Source organism: Dietzia sp. IN118 (genome assembly GCF_032905965.1).
In the GTDB taxonomy this organism is placed as follows: domain Bacteria; phylum Actinomycetota; class Actinomycetes; order Mycobacteriales; family Mycobacteriaceae; genus Dietzia; species Dietzia kunjamensis.
This window is the reverse complement of record NZ_JAUMSR010000001.1, coordinates 78081-98844: the sequence shown is the minus strand read 5'-3', so window position 1 is coordinate 98844 and position 20764 is coordinate 78081. Positions and strand designations below refer to the sequence as shown.

Here is a 20764-nt window from a genome sequence, read left to right as displayed (position 1 = left end):
CTCGCACAATGGGGCCATGCGTGAACTTCAGAGGACGATCATCGACAGCCTCGGGGTCCGGCCCGACATCGACCCCGCCACCGAGGTGGAGCGACGGGTGCGGTTCCTCGTGGACTATCTCACCACCAGCGGCGCCAAGGGCTTCGTGCTGGGCATCTCCGGCGGGGTCGACTCCACCCTGGCCGGGCGCCTGGCCCAGATCGCGGTGGAGCGGGTGCGCGCGGACGGCGGCGACGCGGTGTTCGTGGGGATGCGCCTGCCCTACCGGGTGCAGCACGACGAGGCCGACGCCGTCGCCGCGGTGGAGTTCGTCGACGCCGACGAGACCGTGACCGTGAACGTCGCACCGGGGGTCGACGCCCTCAACGGGGCGATCCGGGAGGGCACGGGGGCCGAGCTCACCGACTTCACGAAGGGCAACGCCAAGGCGCGTCACCGCATGGTCGCCCAGTACGCGCTGGCCGGGGACCGCGGTCTACTGGTGATCGGCGCCGACCACGCCGCCGAGAACGTCACCGGGTTCTTCACGAAGTTCGGCGACGGCGCCGCGGACGTGTTGCCGCTGTCGGGGCTGAACAAGCGGCAGGGTCGCGCCCTGCTCCGCCAACTGGGCGCCCCAAAGCGACTGTGGGACAAGGTGCCCACCGCCGACCTGCTGGACGAGAACGAGGGCCAGACCGACGAGGACGAACTCGGCCTGCGCTACGACGACATCGATGACTACCTCGAGGGCCGCGACGTCCCCGAGCACGTGGCGCGGACGATCGAGACGGTGTGGCACCGCAACCGGCACAAGCGCACCACGCCGGTCGAGGTCTCGGACACGTGGTGGCGTCCGGGCGAGCAGACCGCCCTCGTGGTGATCGACATGCAGAACTCGTACTTCGAGTTCCCCGAACTGGCGAAGGTGCGCGACGAGCTGGTGCCGCGGGTCAACGAGCTCATCCGCACCGCCCACGACGCCGGACGACCCGTCGTGCTGGTGCGCACCGAGCACTCCCGCGACAAGTCCACGTGGACGCTCAACATGTGCGAGGACGACCAGGGCTTCGCGTTCCCCGGCACCGAGCAGGCGCAGTTCCTCGACGAGTTGGCCACGGGCGATCACGTGGAGGTGGTCAAGACCCGCGACAGCGCCTTCTTCGACACCGAGCTCAAGGCCCGGCTCGAGCAACTCGGCGTGGACCACCTGCTGCTGTGCGGGGTGTCGACGCACAGCTGCGTGTCGCAGACGGCGATCGACGGGTTCGCCGAGAACCTCCACGTCGCGGTCGCCCGCGGTGCCATCTCGTCGGATAACTCCGCCCTCTCGGAGGCGCTGCTGGACTTCTGCGCCGACCAGATGCGCCAGCCGATCATCGACCAGGAGGCCAGCCTCGAGCTCCTGCGAACCGGAGCCTGGCCCGACGGGGGCTGACCCGTAGGCCGCGGTCTAACCCACCGGCCGCGTGACGCGGCCGTCCGGGTAGCGGGCGAAACGGGTCTCGCCGCGCGGGTGGACGGGGTCGTTCTGCGGCAGGTCCCAGGTGCCGAACACGCCGGCGCGGTACTCCTGCATGGCGGTGACGATGTCCTCGCGGGTGTTGCCGACGAACGGACCCTGCTGTACGACCGGGGCGCCGATCGGCCGGGCCTGCAGAACGAGGAACGACGCGCCCTCGTCACCGGCGGTCACGGTGACCGTCTCCGGGGCGAGGACGGCGGCGTCGTACCCCAACTGCCTGTCGTCGACCGTCAGCGGCCCGCCGTAGTTGTAGAGCACCCGGTTCGCGGAGGGGTCGGCACCGGGTAGCTCCGTGCTCACGCCGGGGTCGAGCGTGACGATCCAGATGGCCAGGTGGTTCTCGGGTCGCGCCGCCCAGGAGTGTGGCGGCGGGTCGAGCGCCCGCACGCCGTCGATCTCCCCGGCGATCAGGCGGAACCTCGCGGCGGCGCCATCGGCTCCGCGGACGACGACCGGGGTCTTCTCGGACCAGAACATGTCGAAGTGCGGCTCGGCGGACTTGTCCTCGGGTGCGAGGTTGAGCCAGATCTGGAACAGCTCCATGGTGTTGGGCCGCTCGGTGTCCAGGAGCGGGAACATCTCCGAGTGCGAGATCCCGGAGCCGGCGGTGAGCCACTGGGTGTCACCGTGGCCGAAACGGGCCGCCGCACCGAGGGAGTCGGCGTGGTCGACCACGCCGTCGAGCACCACGGTCACGGTCTCGAACCCGCGGTGCGGGTGCTGGGGGAAGCCGGGGACGGTCTGGCCGTGGTACATCGACCATCCGTCCTTGCCCGAGAAGTCCTGCCCCAGGGACCGGCCTGCGAGGGAGGCGGCGGGACGCATGGTCTCGCCCTCGGCCGGAGGGAACTCGTCACGGTGGTGGACGGCGAACAGGAACGGGTCGAGACCCGGCCACTGGCCTCCGAGCGGGACGACCTGGCGGATGGCGGACATGGTTTCCTCCTGGGGTGCACGGGTGAGCTGACACGACTTTTTGCTGTCACATCAGTTAACCGCGTGGGGCGTCGCGGTGTTCCCGCTGCTCCCTGAACTCCAGGTAGGCACGCCGCCCCAGGAACACCGCCAGCAGCACCACGATCGCCGCGACGACGGCGTTGGACGCCCATCCCGCCACCGACTCGATCCGGTGCCACTGCTCACCCAGGAGATACCCGGCCACGACGAACAACGAGTTCCAGATCAGACTGCCGGCCGTGGTGAGCAGCACGAACAGCAGGAGGCTCATCCGCTCCACACCCGCCGGGATGGAGATGAGGCTGCGCACGACGGGCACCATCCGACCGAAGAAGACCGCGCCCCGCCCGTGGCGGGTGAACCAGCCCTCGGCCTTGTCGAAGTCTGCGACCTGGATCAGCGGGACCCGGTCGAACAGCGCGCTGACCCGCTCGGCACCGAGCCAGAAACCCAGACCGTAGGCGAGGATCGCCCCCAGCACGGACCCGAGGGTGGTCCAGAAGATCGCACCGGCGAGGGTGAACGTGCCCTGCGCCGCGCTGAACCCCGCCAGCGGCAGGATGACCTCGCTGGGAATGGGCGGGAAGACGTTCTCCAGACCCACGACGAGGGCCGCGCCGGGCCCGCCGAGCGCCTCCATGACGCCCACGGCCCAGCCGGCGATCCCGCCGAGATCACCCTCGGCCGAAAGGACCACAGGAGCGGCGACCTCGATCAGCCCCGCGCGACCACGCCGGTGACCGGGATCCGGCCGTCCACGGCCTGGCGGAAGTTGAGCACCGCGCGCTTGACGTGGTCACCGGTGGTCACGACGACGGCGCCGGTGGTGCCGCGCTCCCGGAAGATCCGGTCGGTGAACTGCGCGTTCTGCACCGTGGAGGCGGAGTTCCCCTCCTCGGTGATCCGGAACGGCGCGATCCCGGCGCCACGCAGCCAGTCACCCATCGCGCGCGCCTCGGTGCGCCCGTTCTGCGGCAGGCCGCCGGTGACGATGATGCGGGCGGTCGGGTACGCCTGCGCCAACCGGTATCCGGTCCGCAGTCGCTCCTCGAGCACGGGGCGGATGCCGCCGTCGGGGAACAACCCGGCGCCGAGGATGACGATGTCGGTGGTGAACGGGTTGACGGTGAGCACCGCGGGATCGTCCACGGTGGGGACCTCGAAGTCCCGACACACCGCCAGCAGCTCCTGGCCGACGTTCTGGCAGCCGAGCATCGTCAGGCCGCTGTACAGCGCGACGCCCGACGGCACCTCGGCCGAACCAGCGGAGGCGGTGCCCGCTCCGACGCCCAGCGCGAGAGCGGCGGCGGCCGCGACGGCGGCGAGACGCCTCTGAGTTCTACGCACGATAACGGTCCTCTCCCGAGCAGTGTCGTGACCCGTTGGTTATCGCATTGTGCGTGAAGGTCGTTACCCGAGGCACGGAGCGGTCACGCGCGACCCGCGTACCCTTTACGGCATGCCGGAAGGATACGACAGGGTCACGGCCGTGCGGTACCTCCACGATGCCGACCCACACCTGCGCGCGCACATCGACGCCGTCGGTCCGTGCACCCTCACCCCGACGCCGAACACGGGGCCGCACACCCTCTTCGACCGGTTGGCCTCGTCGATCCTGTCCCAGCAGCTCTCGGTGAAGGCCGCGGCGACGATCGCGGGCCGGCTGCGCGGGCGGGCGACGAGCGACGCCCAGCTCGACCCCGCGCTCGTGGCCGCACTGTCCGACGAGGAACTGCGGGCGTGCGGGATCTCGCGGCCGAAGGTGGCCGCCCTGCGGGACCTCGCCGACGCGGTGCGTGGGGGCCGGATCCCGACCCTGGGGGAACTGAGGGACTACGACGACGACGAGGTCATCAGCTCCCTGACGACGGTCCGCGGGATCGGCCGATGGACCGTGGAGATGCTGCTGATCTTCCTGTTGGACAGACCCGACGTGTTCCCCGTGGCCGATGTCGGGGTGCAGCGGGGATTCGAACGGGTGCTGGGTCTGGACGACAAGGCCTCCCCCGCGATGATGCTGGACCACTCGGCCGGCTGGGCACCGTACCGGTCGGTGGCGTCCTGGTACCTGTGGCGGGCGGTGGACCAGACGGGCGAGGCGGCCCCGGCGCCCACCTCCTCGTCCTAGGCTTCACGACCATGGCGAACCTCTACTGGGAGCGGGTGCGGACGGCGACGGCCCGCGCCGCGGCGGGCGCACGAGACGTCAACCGTCATCCCACGTCGGTCGAACTGCTGCGGCGGGCCCGGCGGGCCCTGCCCGGGGACGCCGGTTTCGGCGACCCGCTCTCGGCCGCCGGCCGCGACAGCGCGGGGACGATCGCCCGGGTGGCCGGCCGACTGTTCGACGAGCAGCCCACCGCGTCCCGGGAGGTGACGCTCGGCGGGCTCCAGGTGTGGCACGCCGTGCTCGAGCGCACGGGGCGGGCCGGCGGCGGGAGCGAGGTGACCATCGTGTTCACCGACATCGTCGGGTTCTCCGACTGGGCGATGCGCGCCGGCGACGAGGAGTCGCTGCAGCTCCTCCGACGGGTCGCCGCGGCCACCGAACCCGAGGTGCTCGCCCACCGTGGCGCCGTCGTCAAACGTCTGGGCGACGGACTGATGGCCACGTTCCCGTCTCCCCAGCTGGCGCTGGACGCGGTGGCCGCCTGCCTGGACGGGGTCGCCGGCGTGGAGGTGGCGGGCTGGCGTCCGCGGTTGCGGGTCGGCGTCCACACCGGGCGCCCGCGCCGGATCGGGGACGACTATCTCGGCATGGACGTCAACGTCGCAGCGCGGCTCGCGGAGAAGGCCGGCGCGGGCGAGATCCTCATCAGCGAGTCCACGCGCGCCGGACTGGACCCCGACAGCGTGGCGACCCGCCCCAAGCGGACCTTCCGGTGGGGCGGGGTCAAGGGTGTGCCCGACGGGATCGCCGTCTACGTGGCGACCCCGCGCTGAGGAGTTCGGCGGGACCGGGAGCGGGGAACCCGCCATCCGCCGCCCCACCCCGGAACCGGCCGGACCACCGCCGACCACCGGCATCCGGTAGAACGGACGCATGGCAACTACCAATTTCAAGGGCAACCCCGTCAGCACGTCCGGCGAGCTCCCCGCCGTCGGCTCCAAGGCCCCGGATTTCGAACTCGTCGGCACCGACCTCGCTCCCGTGACCTCCGGGTCGCTGGCCGGCAAGAAGCTCATCCTCAACATCTTCCCCAGCGTCGACACGGGCGTGTGCGCCCAGTCGGTGCGCACCTTCCACGAGAAGGCCTCCGGCCTGGAGAACACCGAGGTCGTCAACATCTCGGCCGACCTGCCGTTCGCCCACAAGCGCTTCTGCGCCGCCGAGGACATCGAGAACGCCACCGCCGGCTCGACCTTCCGCAGCGACTTCGCCGCGGACTACGGAGTCAAGATGACCGACGGCCCCATGGAGGGCCTGCTGGCCCGCTCGGTCGTCGTGGTCGACGCCGAGGGCAAGGTCGTCTACACGCAGCTCGTCGACGAGATCACCACTGAGCCGGACTACGACGCCGCGCTCGCCGCCGTGAACTGAGCGCACCGCAGCGAACGCACCGCAGCGAACGACGAGGCCCACCCCCGAAGAAACGGGGGCGGGCCTCCTTGCTCAACTACTGCGTCCGGCTACTGCGCCTGTGTAGCGCGCCGCGACTCAGGCGCTCGCGTCCACCAGGCGGAAGCGGCGGGTGGCCTGCTCGAGCTGATCGAACAGCGTCGCCAGCTCCTCGGAGCGGCGCTCCGCGGGCTGCACTCCCTCGGGGCCGAACTCGGTGAACAGGCTCAGGGAGATCTGCTGACGCACGCCGTACATGTGGAAGTTGGCCACTATCTGACGCCAGTGCTCCACGGCGCGCACACCACCCTCGGCTCCGTAGGAGACAAAGGCGACGGGCTTGTTCGCCCACTCGCTACCGAGCGAGTCGAAGGCGTTCTTCAGGCCGCCCGGGACGCTGTGGTTGTACTCGGGGGTGACAAAGACGAAGGCGTCGTACGAGTCGATGGTCGAACTCCAGCGCTGCACCCGCTCGTCGGAGTATTGCCTGTTCGCCGCGCCCGGCACCGTGGCCGAGGTGAGCAGCGGGACGTCGAACGACTTGAGGTCGACCAGCTCATAGGTGGCGTCCTGCCGCGCCTGCGATTCCTGCGTGACCCACTCGGCCACGGTCTGCCCGGAACGCTCCTCGCGGATGCTGCCCAGAATGATGCCGATCTTCACGTACGGTCCCCTCTCGTCGTGCGGGTTGCTGACGACGAGAACACTACTTGATTGACGTGACACCTACTACCGGTGGCCGTATACCGTGACCGTCGCCACGGCACAGACACGCCCCCGCTCGTCCCTCGTCGTCACCTGGGCGATGCCCCAGCTCCGCCCGTCGTGCAGGACCTCGGCCCGGACCGTCACCGGCTGCACCAGCGGGATCTGACGCACGTACCGCACGTCGAGTGAGGACGAGCTGACCTCGCGTTCGTGCGGGAACACCGCGGCCCCGGCGACCTCCGCGGCCGCCGCGAACACGCCGCCGTGCAGATTGCCCAGCGGGTTGGCCAACGTCGGCTCCGGCGCGATCACGCCCTCCACGACGCGGGTTCCGCCCGGGCCGTCGTCCCGCTCGTCCAGCGTCAGGCACAGGACCTCGGCCAGCGTTCCCGGCGCGAGCCTGGACGGCCACGGCGGCTCGTCGTCGTACCCGTCCGGGTCCACGGCTCCCGCGATCTCCATGGATTTGACCAGTCCCGAGGCGATCACCTCGCCGTCGTCGTCGACGACCTCGCCGCGCGTCGTGAGGCAGTGACCGTCGTCGCCCAGGTGGTCCGTGCGGATGCCCAGTCCCGCCGATCCCGCGCGCGGGCGCGCCAGCAGGTCCATCCGCAGCTCGGTGGTGACCGTCCACATCCCCTCGGGGCGGCGGCGGTGGTTCTCCGACCCCAGGCCCGAATCCACCAGGACCGCCAGACCGCCGGTGGCGAAACGCCCCGACGGGTCGATGAACTGGTCGCCGACCGGCTGGTGCCAGCTCACCGACCCGTCCGGGTTCGGGCTGAACGTCAACCCCAGGCGGGGCTCCGGGCCGTCGTGCTGCGATTCTCTCACCCGCCGACGCTAACACGTGTTCTCGTTCACTCCCCGCGACCGCGCGCGCCGGATCGCGTCCGCACAATGGAGACGTGCCACTGAACCGCGAGGCCCTCACGACCCCCCGCCGCTGGCCCATCCGCGTCGCCACGACCGTGATCGCCACCGGCATCGTCATCCTCGTGCTGGCGGCAGCGGCCGGCGGTGCGTGGCTGCTCCTGCGGTCGGCCGTGCACGGCGCGATCGACTCCGCCGACCGTGCCCGGGCGGTCGAAGTGGCGGGTGGGCTCGCGGCCCGGGGCCCGCAGGCGTCCCTCGAGCTGGTCTCCGAACCACTGTCTGGGGTGGACCTGGTGCGGGTCGTCGCGCCCGACGGCCGCGTCCTGGCCGGTCAGGTCACCCGCGGCCTCGAGAACGTCCCCGCGCTCCCCTCTCCCGCCCCCGGTCAGGTCATCCAGCGCGACCTCGACGCCCCGAACGGCGCCGACCTCCGCCTCACCTCCGTCGGCGTGGAGGCCCGCGGGGGAACGTTCGCCGTGGACGTGGCCACCGACACCGATCGCTACGACTCCCTCCTGGCCACCGGCGCGGTGCTCTTCTTGGCGTTCGTCCCCGTCGCCGGCCTGGCCACCGCGGTGTTCGTCCACTACGCCATGGGGCGGGTGCTGCGGCCGGTCGAGTCGATCCGCTCCCGCGTCGCCGAGATCTCCGCCTCCGGCCGTGGCGAGCGGGTCCCCGTGCCGCAGGCCGAGGATGAGATCTCACGCCTGGCCCGCACGATGAACGCCATGCTCGCGCGCCTCGACGCCGCCCGCACCGCACAGGTCGCGTTCGTCGGTGACGCCTCCCACGAACTGCGCAGCCCGCTGTCCACGCTGTCGACGATGCTCGAACTGTCCTCCACCTCCGGCACCCCGGTGGACGTGGAGACCGTCGACGAACTGCTCCTGCCGGAGGTGCAGCGGATGCGCACGATGGTCGAGGACCTGCTCCTGCTGGCCAAGAACGACGAGCGCGGCCGGCCGCTGCGCCGCGACGACGTGGACCTCGACGACATCGTGCTCTCCGAGGCCGCCCGGCTCCGCGGGCTCGTCGGCGGCGGCGGCGGCAGCGGCGGAGGCGGAGGGCTCGAGGTCGCGGCCTCGGTGGAGCCCGCGCGCCTCGTGGGCGACGCCGACGCCCTGCAACGCGTGGTGCGCAACCTCGTCGACAACGCCCGCCGCCACGCGCGCGACCGGATCGCGCTGCGGCTCACCGTCGACCGCACGACCCCCGGGGCGCCGCGCGCGGTGGTGTGTGTGGACGACGACGGCGAGGGCGTTCCGCCTGATCAGCGGGATTCGGTGTTCGATCGCTTCGCCCGCCTGGACGCGGACCGCGCGCGGGGCAAGGGCGGATCGGGCCTGGGTCTGGCGATCGTCGCCGAGATCACCCGCTCCCACGGCGGCTCGGTCCGGGCGGAGGACGCCCCCGGCGGGGGCGCGAGGTTCGTGGTCGAGCTGCCGGTCGAGTCACTGGACGACGACGTCGACGACCTCCCCACCGGCCCGGCCCGGCCCGCCTGAGCGGTCATCCCGCACAGGGTCCCGCCTCGTGCGCCCGCGCACATCCGCTCCCGCGCCTGGCGTCTCGCTCGCGCGCCTGTACACATCAACAACAGCCGCCCGCAACCATGGCGTCTGGCCTGCGCATCGGTTCACGCGAGACGCCATGGTGGCGAGCGGCTGTGGCAGGGCGGATGGCCACGCGCAGACGCCGGCGAGGAGTGGGCGAAGTGGCCCGGCTCAGGGGCGCGCCGCGACGCTGTCGACGAGTCGGTAGCCCTGCCCGCGGACGGTTTCGATGGCGCGGGCCCTGAACGGGGCGTCGATCTTGCGTCGCAGGTAGCCGACGTAGACCTCGACGATGTTGTCGTCACCGTCGTACGCGGCGTCCCACACGGCCCGCATGATCTGGGCTTTGGACACCACCTGGTTGCGATGGCGGATGAGGTACTCGAGCACCGCGTATTCACGCGCGGTCACGGTGATCCGCGTATCTCCGCGGCGGACCTCCCGCGCGGCCGGGTCCACCACGAGGTCGCCGGCCTCGAACGTCGCCGGGCGCTCCGGTGCCCCCCGCCTCACCAGGGCCCGGAGCCGCGCCTCGAGGACGACGAACGAGAACGGCTTGACCAGGTAGTCGTCGGCGCCGAGGTCGAAGGCGTCGGCCTCGTCGTATTCGCCGTCCTTGGCGGTGAGCATGAGCACCGGGGTCCAGACCTCGCGGCGTCTCATCTCGCGGACGACCTCGTACCCGCTGCGCCGCGGCATCATGATGTCCAGCACGACCACGTCGAAGTCGTCGGCGCAGGCCATCTCGAGGCCCTCCTCACCGTCGGCGGCGGTCTCCACGGCCCAGCCGCCCGTGACGAGTCCCCGGCGCACGCTCTCGCGCAGCGCCGGCTCGTCGTCGACCACCAGGACCCGCATCGGCGTGTTTCCCTACCCCTCGGGGTCGATCTCCTGGTCCATCCGCTCTGCGGGGACCAGCGAATCCGCGTGCCGCCGGACCACCTTCGCGGGGACCCCTGCCACGGTGGTGTGGGGCGGGACCTCGTGCAGGACCACCGATCCCGCGGCCACCCTGGAGCAGGCGCCCACCCGGACATTGCCCAGCACGATCGATCCCGCGGACAGCAGCACGCCGGAGCTGATCTTGGGATGACGGTCGCCGTCCTCGTTGCCGGTGCCGCCGAGGGTGACGCCCTGCAGGATGGACACGCCGTCGCCGATCACGCAGGTCTCGCCCACGACGATCCCGGTGGCGTGGTCGACGAGGATGCCCGAGCCGACACGGGCGGCGGGATGGATGTCCATCGCGAACACCTCGGAGATCCGGCTCTGCAGGAACGACGCCGCCATGACGCGCCCGGAGTTCCACATCTCGTGGGCCACGCGGTGCACCTGCAGGCCGAGGAAGCCCTTGGCGAAGAGGTAGGGCACCAGGTAGTTGGGGTACGCGGGGTTACGCTCGAAGCTCACCACGAGGTCGGCCGCGACGGCCTCCAGGACGTGGGGATGCTCCACCAGCACCGCCCGGATCTCCTTCTCCAGCACGTGCCGACCGATCTCGGGGGTCGCGACCCGGGAGGCGGCGAGGCGCGCGAGGGATTCGCCGAGGTCATCACAGCCGTCGATGAGATCGAGGACCAGTCCCGCGATCAGCGGTTCGTTCCTGCTCGAGGTCGCGTCCAGCGACAGGCGGTTCCAGACGGCGCGGACGGAGGAGTCGGCCTCTGCCCGCGGGACGCACGGGTTCTCGGTGCTCATCTCGATGGTCACCTGATACAGCGTATGCCTGCCCCGGCGATCGGGGCGAGTCGCACCTCCCTCGACGGCCCGCTCCCCACGCGGCAGGATGGGGCCATGATCCTCATCAACGTGCGTTTCGACGTCAAGCCCGAGTTCGCCGAGTCCTGGCTCGAGTTCACCCGCGAGTTCACCGAGGCCACCCGCGCCGAGCCTGGCAATCTCTTCTTCGACTGGTACCGGTCGCCGGAGTCTCCGAACACCTTCCTGCTGTGCGAGGCCTTCCGAGAGGGCGACGCCCCCGCCCAGCACGTGAACTCCGACCACTTCGCCGAGTTCACCGGCTCGGCCGCCCGCTACCTCGAGCGGACCCCGCGGATCATCAACACCACCGCCGAGGGCGAGGAGTGGGGGACGATGGGCGAGATCACCGTCGAGTAGGCGGCGACCCCGCCAGACGTCGCGTCAGATCGAGCTGCCGAGCGCCGACTGCGCGAGCGCGATCGGGTCGACCGGCCACCACTGGCCGTAGTCGAGTGCGTAGACACGGTTGAGGTCGGACACGACCCCGCCGACGGTGACCTGCTGCCGGACCGGCAGCTGGTGGATCGTCGCGCTCGGGTTGAGGCGCCCACCGGAGCCCCAGTCGTGCTGCCAGAAGTACCGCCCCAGGCCGGTCTGACGGCACCAGTCGATGGTGGGGGCGTTGGCGTACACGCCGAGCTCCATCCCCGCGCCGTGGAGATGGGCGCGCCAGCGCTCAAGGTACGGGCGGATCTGGTTGTCGAACTGCCACCGGGTGGGGTTGTCGTCGATCGCGACGTACATCGGCACGCCGGACGGCCCGCCGGCCTCGCGGTGGATCCGGATCCCGATCGGGGCGTGGCGGTCGCCGCCCGCGGCGCCTTCCCTCCAGTCGGCGGTCTCGGCACGCCCGTACTGGTAGCAGGAGACCATGTTGAGGCCACTGCGGCGGAAGTCGTCGACCTCGCGGCGCAGCAGCGGCTTGCCCGTCATCCACTCGGCGCCGGGGCGACAGTTGGAGCAGTACCGCACGGCGCCCATGTGGCCGGCCGCGCGGATCGACGCCGCCGACGGCGGGCCGGAGGCGTAGTCGAGCAGTGTGCCGATCGGGACGCCGACACCCGCCCCCGGCAGCGCACCGAGCCCGGCGGGGATCGAGGACTGGGCACCCACCGCGGGGGTGATGCCCGCGGCGAGGGCGCCCGCCCCGGCGGCGCCGATGCCGGCGCGGCGCAGGAAGGTTCGGCGGTCGAACGTCATGGGGCTACTCCGGGATCTCGAGGAACGGGCACGCGGGGGCACGTGTGACACGTGGGACCCGCACACCCGACGAGTGTGTCACAAGGACATCGCGAAGGATATCCCGGCGTTACCACACGGACGGACCACCACAGCGCAGGCACGGCTGGTTGACTGACGTTCATGACTCGCGCGCACAGATGGTCCGCCACCGACATCCCCGACCAGACGGGCCGGACCTTCGTGGTCACGGGCGCCAACGGCGGGATCGGGCTGGCGACCACCGCCGCACTCACGGCCCGGGGCGCCCGGGTCGTCATGGCCTGCAGGAACGAGGAGAAGGCGCAGGAGGCGCGCGCGACGCTCCCCGCCGGTGACCGGGAGCGCGCGCAGGTGCGCCTGCTCGACATGGCGGACCTGGACTCCGTCGACGCGTTCGTGGCGGCCACGGCGGCGGAGGGTGCGCCGGTAGACGTGCTGATCAACAACGCCGGTGTGATGAACATCCCCCACGCCCGCACCGCGCAGGGACACGAGATGCAGTTCGGGGTCAACGTGCTGGCACATCACGCGCTCACCCTGGGGCTGGAGCAGATGCTGACGGACCGGGTCGTGTGGCTGGGCTCGCTCGCCCACCTGCGCGGACGACTCGACACCGACGATCTCGACATGGACGTGCGCGGCTACCGACCCATGGCGGCGTACGCGGACTCCAAATTGGCGTGCATCATGCTGGGCTACGAGTGGCAGCGCCACTTCGAGCGGTCCGGCAGCGGGCTGCGGTCGGTCGCCGCCCATCCCGGTTACACGGCGACCGACCTCATCCGCCAGAGCGGCAACCCACTGGCGGACCGCTTTTTCGAGTTGGGCAACTCCATCACGTGGGCGGGCCTGACACCGGAGATGGGCGCACTGTCCGTGCTGTACGCGGCGACGGTGCCCGGCCTCACCGGCGGCGAGTTCGTCGGCCCCGATCGCCTCGGGGGCCTGCGCGGGCATCCGAAGCCCGCCCGGTCGGGTCGCCGTTCGCACGACCGGACCACGGCCGCCGCCCTGTGGCGGCGGTGCACGGAGATGGCCGCGTTCCAGCGGGCATGACGAGGGTCACGACGACGAGGTCATCCCCCGCAGAGTGGTGACCGTGGTCGGCCGGTGGCCGGGATGGGTCAGCCGAGCCCGGCCGCGGCCAGCCCGTCGCGCAACTTGGCCCGGTGCTCGGGCGGCCCCTGGAGGAGGGGCATGCGCAGGCGGTCCGAGCCGATGAGGCCGGCCTCCTTCAGGGCCGCCTTGACCTGGATGGCGCCCTGCGAGGTGTGCATGATCGCGTCCACGGCCGGGATGAGGCGGGTGTGGATCTCGCGGGCCCGCGGCAGGTCACCGGCGTCGACGGCGTCGATCATCGCCCGGTAGTCGTCGCCGGCGACGTGGCCGACGACCGAGACGATGCCGGTGGCACCGAGGGCCAGGAAGGCCAGGTTGAGCACGTCGTCGCCGGAGAACCAGAGCAGGTCCGTCTCCGCCATGAGTCGGCTGGCCTCGAACAGGTCGCCCTTGGCGTCCTTGACCGCCCGCACCCGGGGGATCTCCGCCATCCGCCGGATGGTGTCCGTGGCCAGGGCGGTGCCGGTGCGGCCGGGGATGTCGTAGGCCATGATCGGGCGGTCGGCCGCCTCGGCGATCATCCGGAAGTGCTCGACGATCCCGTGCTGGGTGGGCTTGTTGTAGTACGGCGTCACCACGAGCAGGGAGTCGGCGCCGCGGGCGATCATCTCGCGCGCCGCACGCATCGAGTGCTCGGTGTCGTTGGTGCCGCAACCGGCCATGACCTTCACCCGGTCGCCGACGGCCTCGACGACGGCGGCCACGCTGTCGTAGTCCTCGTCGTCGGTGGTCGTCGCGGACTCGCCGGTCGTGCCGTTGACCAGCAGTCCGTCGTGGCCGTGATCGGCGAGATGGACCGCGAGCCGCTGCAGGCCGTCGAAATCGATCGAGCCGTCGTCATGCATGGGGGTCACCATCGCGGTGATGACCCGACCGAAGGGATTGTCCGACATGCGCACCAGACTAAGCCACGGTGACGCGGTCGGGAGATTCCGACGTAAGGGGTCCCCACGGGACTAGGGTCGTCAGCACCCCGGCGCCGGGGACCGGCGCCCACCACCGAGACCGCGGAGGCGATTGTGACCGACCAGACCCGACCCGACGACCCCGCGCGCATCCCGGAGGAGCCCCCGGAGTCGTTCGGCAACACCATCGACGGATCGGGGGCCGGCGACGGCAGCACCTCCCGGGGCGGGGACGAGGCGGACACCGCCACCGGGTCCGCCGCCACCGGGTCCGCCGCCACCGAGCCCGCCGCCGACCGGGCCGCCGGGGGCGCGACACCGCACGACTCCGCGGGAGCGGCGAGCTCCGCTGCGACGTCCGGCGCGGGCGGGGACGGCGCTGCCGAGCGCGCCGAGCAGAAGAAGGTGTACCAGACCCCTGAGCAGCCGGATCAGGCCGTGGGCGGCTCGGACGGTACGGCAGACGGCCAGTAGCCGGGCCTGACGTGGCCATCGCCCTGACGCTCACGCTGGCGTTGATACTGCTCATCAGTGCCAACGCCTTGTTCGTGGCCGTCGAGTTCGGGTTCCTCACCGTCAACCGGGACGACGTGCGTGCGGCCGGCTCGGAGGGCGATCGCATCGCCACGACCCTCGACGGGTCCCTGGCCAGGACCTCGACGAACCTGTCGGGGGCCCAGCTGGGCATCACGGTCAGCAGCCTCCTGGCGGGATACCTCACCGGTCCCTCCGTGGGGGAGCTGATCACCGGCGCCCTCGGCGTGTCGGGGATGTCCGAGCCGGCGGCCCGCGGCATCGCGATGACGGTGGCCTTCGTCGTCGTCACCTTCCTCCAGATGGTCTTCGGCGAACTGGTCCCCAAGAACTGGGCCATCGCCGCTCCGATGCGGGTCGCGCGGCTGGTCGTGATCCCCCAGCGGATCTTCATGGCGGTGTTCGGCTGGCTGGTCACGGGCCTCAACACCACCGCCAACGTCGTCCTGCGACTGCTCGGGTTCACCCCGCAGGAGGAACCCGGCGAGGCACGGTCACCCGAGGAGCTGCGAGCGTCGGCCGCGCGGTCGGGCCGTCAGGGCGCGATGGACCCGCACACGGCCGAGCTGGTGATCCGCTCGATCTCGTTCGGGGAACACCGCGCGGCGGACGTGATGGTGCCCCGTCCGCTGGTGACGTTCCTGCGTGACCACACCGCGCAGGACCTGCTCGACACGGTGGCCGCGACGGGCCGGTCGCGGTTCCCCGTCCTCGGCGCGACCGTCGACGAGGTGGTGGGCGTCGTCCACTACCGGCAGGCGTTGGCCGTGCCTGTCGACGAGCGCGCCCGGACGCCGGTGCGGGAGATCGCCACCGAGGCGACCGTGGTGTCGGAGGTGATGACGCTCGACCCGCTCATGCGGCTGCTCCGTCAGACCGATCTGCAGATGGCCGTGGTGGTGGACGAGTTCGGCGGGACCGCGGGGATCGTCACCCTGGAGGACCTGGTGGAGGAGATCGTCGGCGAGATCGATGACGAGCAGGACCGTGCGTCGCGCACCCACGAGTGGGTCGACGACGACACCGTGCTCGTGGGCGGGATGATGCGGCCCGACGAACTGGGCGCCATCCTGCGACTGGAGATCCCGCCGGTGGAGACGGTGTCCACCCTGTCCGGGCTCCTGTCCGAGGCGGTGGACCGACTCCCCCGGGTCGGCGACGAGACCGAGTTGGACGCGCACGACCACGAGAACCGCGACGACGACGACCTGCCGACGCGGGCGCGTGTGCGCCTGCGGGTGGAATCACTGCGCGCGCACCGGGCCGAGCAGGTGCGCGCCACCGTCCTGCGGGACGAGCCCGAGGCGGTGGACCCGGATGAGTGACGGCGTGGCATTGCTGGTCCTGGTGGCCCTCCTGCTGGGCAACGGGTTCTTCGTCGCCGCGGAGTTCGCGATGGTCTCCGCGCGGCGCGACAACCTGGAGCCGCACGCGGCCGAGGGCAGCACGCGCGCACTGTGGTCGCTGCGCGGCATGGAGAACGTGTCGCTCTCGCTGGCGGCCACGCAGCTCGGCATCACGGCCTGCTCGCTGCTCATCGGCGCGGTCGGCGAACCCGCCATCGCCCATCTCATCGAGCAGCCGCTGGGCTGGTTGGGCGTGTCCACCGGGTTCGCCCACCCGATCGCTCTGGTGATCTCCCTGCTCATCGTCACATTCCTGCACATGGTGCTCGGCGAGATGGTGCCCAAGAACATGGCGATCGCCCGGCCCGCGGCCGCGGCCCTCCTGCTCGGCCCGGTCCTGCGGGTCTTCGTGCTGGTGTTCCTGCCCGCGATCTGGCTGATGAACAAGTCCGCGGACGCGGTGGTGAGGTACGTACTGCGGGTGGAACCGCGTTCCGAGGTGGAGACCACTTTCACGGTGGACCAGATGCACGGGATGGTCGCCGCGGCCGAGGACTCCGGCCTCCTCGACGAGGACGAGACGCTGCTGCTCGAGGGCGCGCTCGAGTTCGATCACATCACCGCCGCCGATGTCCTCCGGCCGATCGCGGAGGTGGACTCGATCGAGGAGGACTGGTCCACCGGTGACGTGCAGCAACTGTGCGTGCGGACGGGGCACTCGCGGTTCCCCGTGCGCCGCGGCGGCGCGTACGTCGGCTACGTCCACGTCAAGGACACCCTCGGCGACGACCTGTCCCAGCCTCTGCGCCGGGATCGGATCCGCGAACTGGGGATCGTGCCCGCGGAGACCCCCCTCGACGACGTCCTGGAGGCGATGCAGCGGGCGCGGGCCCACCTCGCGGTCGTCGACGATCGCGAACCCGGCGAACCCGACCCGCGTGGGCTGCTGGTCCTGGAGGACGTCCTCGCCGAACTCGTCGGCGAGGTCAGGGATGCGACGCCCGGAGCCGAGCAGTAGGGCGCCCGAGCAGTAGAAAGGGCCCCGACGACCTACCGGACCTTGTCGGGGTTGGTGTCGAGCACCCGACCGAGGGTGTTGTCCACGACGATCTGCGCCACCCCGCTGTATGTGGCCACGCCCACCCGCACCGTGGTGGCCAGCGCGTTCTGCAACATCGTGGAACCTCCTGCTAGTCGGTGTGACACCCGTCACTCTACGCTCGTCTGCGGCGGGCCGCTGACAGATAAACAAACTTTCTGGACGGGCGTTCTGAACGATCGCCCGAACAGTCGTTTCGAACCCTAAAGTGCCCCCTCTATCGCCGCCACCGAACGCGCGAGAGCGCCATCCCGTCACCGGCCGGTGCTATAGTTGATGCGTCATCCACCGCTGGAGAGGGGGTGCAGAGCCCATGTCCGATATCCGTATCCACCGGTCCCGGTCGCGCTCACACGACGCCGGCGGGTGGTTGGACTCCCGCCACTCGTTCTCGTTCGGCAACTACCAGGACCCGATGAACACGCACTTCGGCCGCCTGCTGGTGAACAACGACGACCGCATCGCCGCCGGCTCCGGCTTCGACACGCACGGCCACCGGGACATGGAGATCGTCACGTGGGTCCTGTCCGGCTCGCTCGTGCACCAGGACTCCGAGGGACACAGCGGGATCATCTACCCCGGACTCGCGCAGCGGATGAGCGCCGGCTCGGGGATCCTGCACTCCGAACGCAACGACGGCTGGCGCGACGGCCCGGTCCGCCCCGAGGCCGCCCCCGCCGACCCGGTCCACCTCGTCCAGATGTGGGTCGTCCCGGACTCCTCCGGTGGGGATCCCGGCTACGAACAGCTGGAGATCGAACCGGCGGAGCTGGAGAACCAGCTCGTCGTCGTCGCCGGAGGGCTACCCACCCACGCCGACCGCGCCGCCATCCGGATCCGCGACCGCTCGTCCGCGCTGCACGCCGCGCGGCTGGCACCGGGCCGGTCCGTCCAGCTCCCCGACGCGCCCTACGTCCACCTCTACGTGCCCCTGGGCTCGGTGACGCTGGAGGGCGAGGGCCTGCTGGACACCGGCGACGCCGCGCGGATGACCGCCGCCGGGGGGCGGCGTGTCACCGCCGGCGACCACGGCGCCGAGATCCTCGCGTGGGAGATGCACGCGGGCATGACGATGCTCGACGTCCGCGGCCACTAGTCCTTCTCGGTTGCCGTCCCCTTGTCGTCGCCGGCCGACAGGGGGGCACCGTCGTCCTGCTCCCCGTCCCCCGGGATGTGGTACAGCGGGTGCACCGGCTCGGGCGAGGGCGCCTCCTCGTGCTTCTCGAGCTCCTCGGCCGAGTAGGCACGGCGCCACTGGCGGGTGATCGTGGGCGGCCTCTCCCCCATGTCATTGCTGATCCCGCGCACCAGGCTGTACATCATGACGAAACCCATGATGAAGAACGGCAGGCCGATGACGGTGATGACCTCCTGAAGCGCGGTCAGTCCACCCTCGCCCGTGCCGGCCAGCAGGGTCGCCGCGACCGCGCCCATGAGCACGCCCCAGATGACGCGCTGATGGGTCGGCGAGGGCTCGAAGTCGTCGTCCTTGCCGGAGGCCATCATGTCGACGACCATCGACGCCGAGTCGACGGACGTGGTGAAGAAGACGACGACGAGCAGCACCGCGATACCGGAGAGCAGCGTGGCCAGCGGGTAGTTCGACAGGAACGCGAACAGCGCGCCCGGGATGTCGCCGTCGTCGACCACCGCCTCGGTGAGGCCGCCGGAACCGAAGAGTTCGATGTGGAACGAGGCCATGCCGAAGATGCCGAACCACAACACCGAGAAGCCCACCGGCAGGGCGAGGACGCCGAAGACGAACTGGCGGATCGTGCGGCCGCGGCTGATCCGGGCGATGAAGATGCCCACGAACGGCGACCACGTGATGGTCCACGCCCAGTAGAAGACGGTCCACGTGTTCTGCCACGAGGCCAGGTCGTCGTTGGCAGGAAAGACGTTGTTCCACAGCGCCAGCTCCGGCAGGGTCGACAGGTAGATCCCCAGCGACTCGACGGTGCCCTTGAGCAGGAAGAGGGTGGGCCCGGTCGCCACGACGAAGATCAGCAGCGCGACCGCGACCGCGATATTGAGGTTGGACAGCCGCTTGATGCCCTTCTCCAGGCCCAGGGCCACGGAGATGCACGCGATGGTGGTGACCACGACGATGACGAGGACCTGGACGACCGGGGACATGGCGATGCCGAACAGCTCGTCCAGGCCGGCGTTGATCTGCAGCGTGCCCAGGCCGACCGACGTCGCCACACCGAACACGGTGCCGACGAGCGCCACGATGTCGATCGTCTTGCCGAGCGGGCCGAAGATCTTGTCGCCCAGCAGCGGCGCGAAGATCGAGCTCACCCGCGGCGGCATCTTGCGCTTGTAGATGAAGTAGGCGAACGCCAGGGCGGGCAGCGCGAAGATCGTCCAGGTGTGCAGGCCGAAGTGGTACAGCGTGAACGCCATCGCCTCGGTGGCGGCCTCCCGGCTGCCGGGTTCGACACCCCCGCGCGGCGGGGTCGCGAAGTGCGAGATGGGCTCCGCCACGCCCCAGAACATGAGGATGGTGCCGATCCCGGCCGCGAACAGCATGCCGAACCAGGTGAGTGTGGAGTGCTCGGGCAGCTCGTCGTCCCCGCCCAGGCGGACGTGACCGAACCGGCTGAGCGCGATCCAGATGAGGAAGCCGAGGAACGCGGTGACACCGAAGATGTAGAACCAACCGAGGTTGGTCATGATCCAGCCGGACGCGGTGCCGAATACGCTGCCCACCCATTCGCCGGCGAAGAACGTCACCACGACGAAGAGCAGGATGACCCCGACAGTCGTGAAGAACACCCCCGGATCGGTCTTGAGCCTCAGTGCTCTCAGTATCCGTTCGGACATGGTCTCCCCCGTCGTCTCGGCTCTACCCGGGCGCCGGTGCCGCCGGATCGAGTGGTTCAGTCAGAGTGCTGCTTCTATTAGTGGTCGGGCTTCTACTAGTGGTCGGGCTTCTACTTGTGGTCCTGCTTCTAGTACGCGAAGTTGTGTACCACGAATACCTTCCCGCCGCTCGAATAGGCGATTCCCATCCCGGCGGACCGGTAACCGGGATCGAGGAGGTTCTCGTTGTGGCCGGGCGAGTTCTTCCACAGGTCGACGAGGCAGGTCGCGCCGCAGTGGGTCCCGGCGGCGACGATGTTCTCCCCGTAGCCACGGCCGATCAGGGCGGTGTTGTGGACCACCTCGTCGCGGGCGGCGAGACGGTCGGCCCAGGCCTGGGCCTCACGGTCGAGTTCCGGGTTCGGCGCCAGCGTCCCGAGTGCGCGGCCGACGCGGTACGAGTCGATCTCGCGGACGATGCCCTCGCGCAGACCCCCGGTCACCGCCATGCCGGCGACGTCCCGGTAGGCCATCTCGCTGGAGCCGACCGCCGCCCACACCTCGGGGGGCAACGCGGCGCGCACCTGGGAGACGAGCCCGTCCACCTGGGGCACCAGATGGGCGGGGATCAGGTGCTGCGGGATGAAGGACGGCAGGGTCCGGTCAGCCGTCTGGGCAGAGGCGGTCGCGGCCCCACCCACAAGGGTGGCGGCGGTGACGGCGATCGTCGCGAGTGACGCGATGAGACTGGTGCGCATGGTGATGATCATGCCGCCTCGGTGCGCCTGAAGCGAACCAATTGGCCGATGAGGTATCA

General features: G+C 70.7%; 23 protein-coding genes and 1 pseudogene. 12 read left to right on the top strand and 12 right to left on the bottom strand.

From position 1 onward, the window contains the following. Positions 1 to 16: 16 nt before the first annotated feature. Positions 17 to 835, top strand: a pseudogene (gene nadE / locus Q2K20_RS00535) (ammonia-dependent NAD(+) synthetase); the annotation flags it as partial. A 21-nt stretch (positions 836 to 856) separates the two neighbouring features. Then, the gene (locus tag Q2K20_RS00530; protein WP_256385645.1) at positions 857 to 1417 is read left to right on the top strand and encodes a cysteine hydrolase family protein; all 561 of its coding nucleotides are present in this window, start codon (positions 857 to 859) and stop codon (positions 1415 to 1417) included. A 15-nt stretch (positions 1418 to 1432) separates the two neighbouring features. Here the strand turns inward: Q2K20_RS00530 and Q2K20_RS00525 are convergent, their stop codons facing one another. The 3 genes from Q2K20_RS00525 to Q2K20_RS00515 all read right to left on the bottom strand — a co-directional run bounded on the left by Q2K20_RS00525 (position 1433) and on the right by Q2K20_RS00515 (position 3808). Further along, entirely contained in the window at positions 1433 to 2440 is a 1008-nt protein-coding gene (locus Q2K20_RS00525; protein WP_096906603.1) for a pirin family protein, read from the bottom strand. Between the two features lie 55 nt (positions 2441 to 2495). Beyond that, entirely contained in the window at positions 2496 to 3101 is a 606-nt protein-coding gene (locus tag Q2K20_RS00520) for a DedA family protein (protein WP_069388635.1), read from the bottom strand. Between the two features lie 74 nt (positions 3102 to 3175). Beyond that, positions 3176 to 3808, bottom strand: coding sequence for a YdcF family protein (locus Q2K20_RS00515; protein ID WP_096906602.1), 633 nt, complete (start codon positions 3806 to 3808; stop codon positions 3176 to 3178). A 112-nt stretch (positions 3809 to 3920) separates the two neighbouring features. Between Q2K20_RS00515 and Q2K20_RS00510 the strand changes: the two genes are divergently transcribed. The 3 genes from Q2K20_RS00510 to tpx all read left to right on the top strand — a co-directional run bounded on the left by Q2K20_RS00510 (position 3921) and on the right by tpx (position 6002). Further along, complete coding sequence (locus Q2K20_RS00510) at positions 3921 to 4589, top strand: DNA-3-methyladenine glycosylase family protein (protein ID WP_069388632.1); 669 nt, start codon at positions 3921 to 3923, stop codon at positions 4587 to 4589. Between the two features lie 11 nt (positions 4590 to 4600). Further along, positions 4601 to 5404: an adenylate/guanylate cyclase domain-containing protein gene (locus Q2K20_RS00505; protein WP_067718962.1), complete on the top strand. Its 804-nt coding sequence runs from the start codon at positions 4601 to 4603 to the stop codon at positions 5402 to 5404. 100 nt (positions 5405 to 5504) lie between these two features. After that, positions 5505 to 6002 (top strand): thiol peroxidase, encoded by a 498-nt coding sequence (tpx, locus tag Q2K20_RS00500; RefSeq protein ID WP_067718959.1) that lies wholly within the window; start codon positions 5505 to 5507, stop codon positions 6000 to 6002. Between the two features lie 117 nt (positions 6003 to 6119). On the opposite strand, the gene Q2K20_RS00495 is transcribed toward tpx, so the two are convergent. Further along, positions 6120 to 6683: an NADPH-dependent FMN reductase gene (locus Q2K20_RS00495; RefSeq protein ID WP_069388633.1), complete on the bottom strand. Its 564-nt coding sequence runs from the start codon at positions 6681 to 6683 to the stop codon at positions 6120 to 6122. Positions 6684 to 6749: 66 nt separating this feature from the next. Further along, complete coding sequence (locus Q2K20_RS00490; RefSeq protein WP_069388634.1) at positions 6750 to 7562, bottom strand: PaaI family thioesterase; 813 nt, start codon at positions 7560 to 7562, stop codon at positions 6750 to 6752. Between the two features lie 74 nt (positions 7563 to 7636). Here Q2K20_RS00490 and Q2K20_RS00485 point away from each other — a divergent pair, with 74 nt between their 5' ends. Then, positions 7637 to 9109, top strand: coding sequence for a sensor histidine kinase (locus Q2K20_RS00485; protein ID WP_317176507.1), 1473 nt, complete (start codon positions 7637 to 7639; stop codon positions 9107 to 9109). Between the two features lie 219 nt (positions 9110 to 9328). On the opposite strand, the gene Q2K20_RS00480 is transcribed toward Q2K20_RS00485, so the two are convergent. Both Q2K20_RS00480 and Q2K20_RS00475 read right to left on the bottom strand, forming a co-directional pair. Continuing rightward, positions 9329 to 10015, bottom strand: a complete 687-nt coding sequence (locus tag Q2K20_RS00480) for a response regulator transcription factor (protein WP_069389473.1) — start codon at positions 10013 to 10015, stop codon at positions 9329 to 9331. 12 nt (positions 10016 to 10027) lie between these two features. Further along, positions 10028 to 10867, bottom strand: coding sequence for a serine O-acetyltransferase (locus Q2K20_RS00475; RefSeq protein ID WP_069389472.1), 840 nt, complete (start codon positions 10865 to 10867; stop codon positions 10028 to 10030). An 84-nt stretch (positions 10868 to 10951) separates the two neighbouring features. Between Q2K20_RS00475 and Q2K20_RS00470 the strand changes: the two genes are divergently transcribed. After that, a complete protein-coding gene (locus tag Q2K20_RS00470) occupies positions 10952 to 11275 on the top strand; it encodes a putative quinol monooxygenase (protein WP_069389471.1) in 324 nt (107 codons plus the stop codon). Between the two features lie 24 nt (positions 11276 to 11299). Here the strand turns inward: Q2K20_RS00470 and Q2K20_RS00465 are convergent, their stop codons facing one another. After that, complete coding sequence (locus Q2K20_RS00465; RefSeq protein WP_317176506.1) at positions 11300 to 12118, bottom strand: DUF1906 domain-containing protein; 819 nt, start codon at positions 12116 to 12118, stop codon at positions 11300 to 11302. A gap of 162 nt (positions 12119 to 12280) precedes the next feature. On the opposite strand from Q2K20_RS00465, the gene Q2K20_RS00460 reads away from it, so the two are divergent. Then, complete coding sequence (locus tag Q2K20_RS00460; protein ID WP_182635143.1) at positions 12281 to 13195, top strand: SDR family NAD(P)-dependent oxidoreductase; 915 nt, start codon at positions 12281 to 12283, stop codon at positions 13193 to 13195. Positions 13196 to 13263: 68 nt separating this feature from the next. Here the strand turns inward: Q2K20_RS00460 and dapA are convergent, their stop codons facing one another. Beyond that, positions 13264 to 14151 (bottom strand): 4-hydroxy-tetrahydrodipicolinate synthase, encoded by an 888-nt coding sequence (gene dapA, locus Q2K20_RS00455; protein WP_069389590.1) that lies wholly within the window; start codon positions 14149 to 14151, stop codon positions 13264 to 13266. 126 nt (positions 14152 to 14277) lie between these two features. On the opposite strand from dapA, the gene Q2K20_RS00450 reads away from it, so the two are divergent. Genes Q2K20_RS00450 through Q2K20_RS00440 form a run of 3 tightly spaced genes read left to right on the top strand, consistent with a single transcriptional unit; the run spans position 14278 to position 17061 of the window. Next, the gene (locus Q2K20_RS00450; protein WP_159981141.1) at positions 14278 to 14637 is read left to right on the top strand and encodes a hypothetical protein; all 360 of its coding nucleotides are present in this window, start codon (positions 14278 to 14280) and stop codon (positions 14635 to 14637) included. 11 nt (positions 14638 to 14648) lie between these two features. Continuing rightward, positions 14649 to 16022, top strand: coding sequence for a hemolysin family protein (locus tag Q2K20_RS00445; protein WP_256820998.1), 1374 nt, complete (start codon positions 14649 to 14651; stop codon positions 16020 to 16022). Then, positions 16015 to 17061, top strand: coding sequence for a hemolysin family protein (locus Q2K20_RS00440; RefSeq protein ID WP_256820999.1), 1047 nt, complete (start codon positions 16015 to 16017; stop codon positions 17059 to 17061). The genes Q2K20_RS00445 and Q2K20_RS00440 overlap by 8 nt, the downstream gene beginning before the upstream one ends. A gap of 32 nt (positions 17062 to 17093) precedes the next feature. Here the strand turns inward: Q2K20_RS00440 and Q2K20_RS00435 are convergent, their stop codons facing one another. Next, positions 17094 to 17219, bottom strand: a complete 126-nt coding sequence (locus tag Q2K20_RS00435; RefSeq protein ID WP_256821000.1) for a hypothetical protein — start codon at positions 17217 to 17219, stop codon at positions 17094 to 17096. 236 nt (positions 17220 to 17455) lie between these two features. Between Q2K20_RS00435 and Q2K20_RS00430 the strand changes: the two genes are divergently transcribed. After that, positions 17456 to 18238 carry a pirin family protein gene (locus tag Q2K20_RS00430; RefSeq protein ID WP_256821001.1) on the top strand — a complete coding sequence of 261 codons (783 nt, stop codon included), beginning with the start codon at positions 17456 to 17458 and terminating at the stop codon, positions 18236 to 18238. Here the strand turns inward: Q2K20_RS00430 and Q2K20_RS00425 are convergent. After that, a complete protein-coding gene (locus Q2K20_RS00425; protein WP_069388503.1) occupies positions 18235 to 19968 on the bottom strand; it encodes a BCCT family transporter in 1734 nt (577 codons plus the stop codon). The genes Q2K20_RS00430 and Q2K20_RS00425 overlap by 4 nt on opposite strands. Before the next feature lie 128 nt (positions 19969 to 20096). Then, the gene (locus tag Q2K20_RS00420) at positions 20097 to 20717 is read right to left on the bottom strand and encodes a CAP domain-containing protein (protein WP_159148227.1); all 621 of its coding nucleotides are present in this window, start codon (positions 20715 to 20717) and stop codon (positions 20097 to 20099) included. Positions 20718 to 20764: the final 47 nt, after the last annotated feature.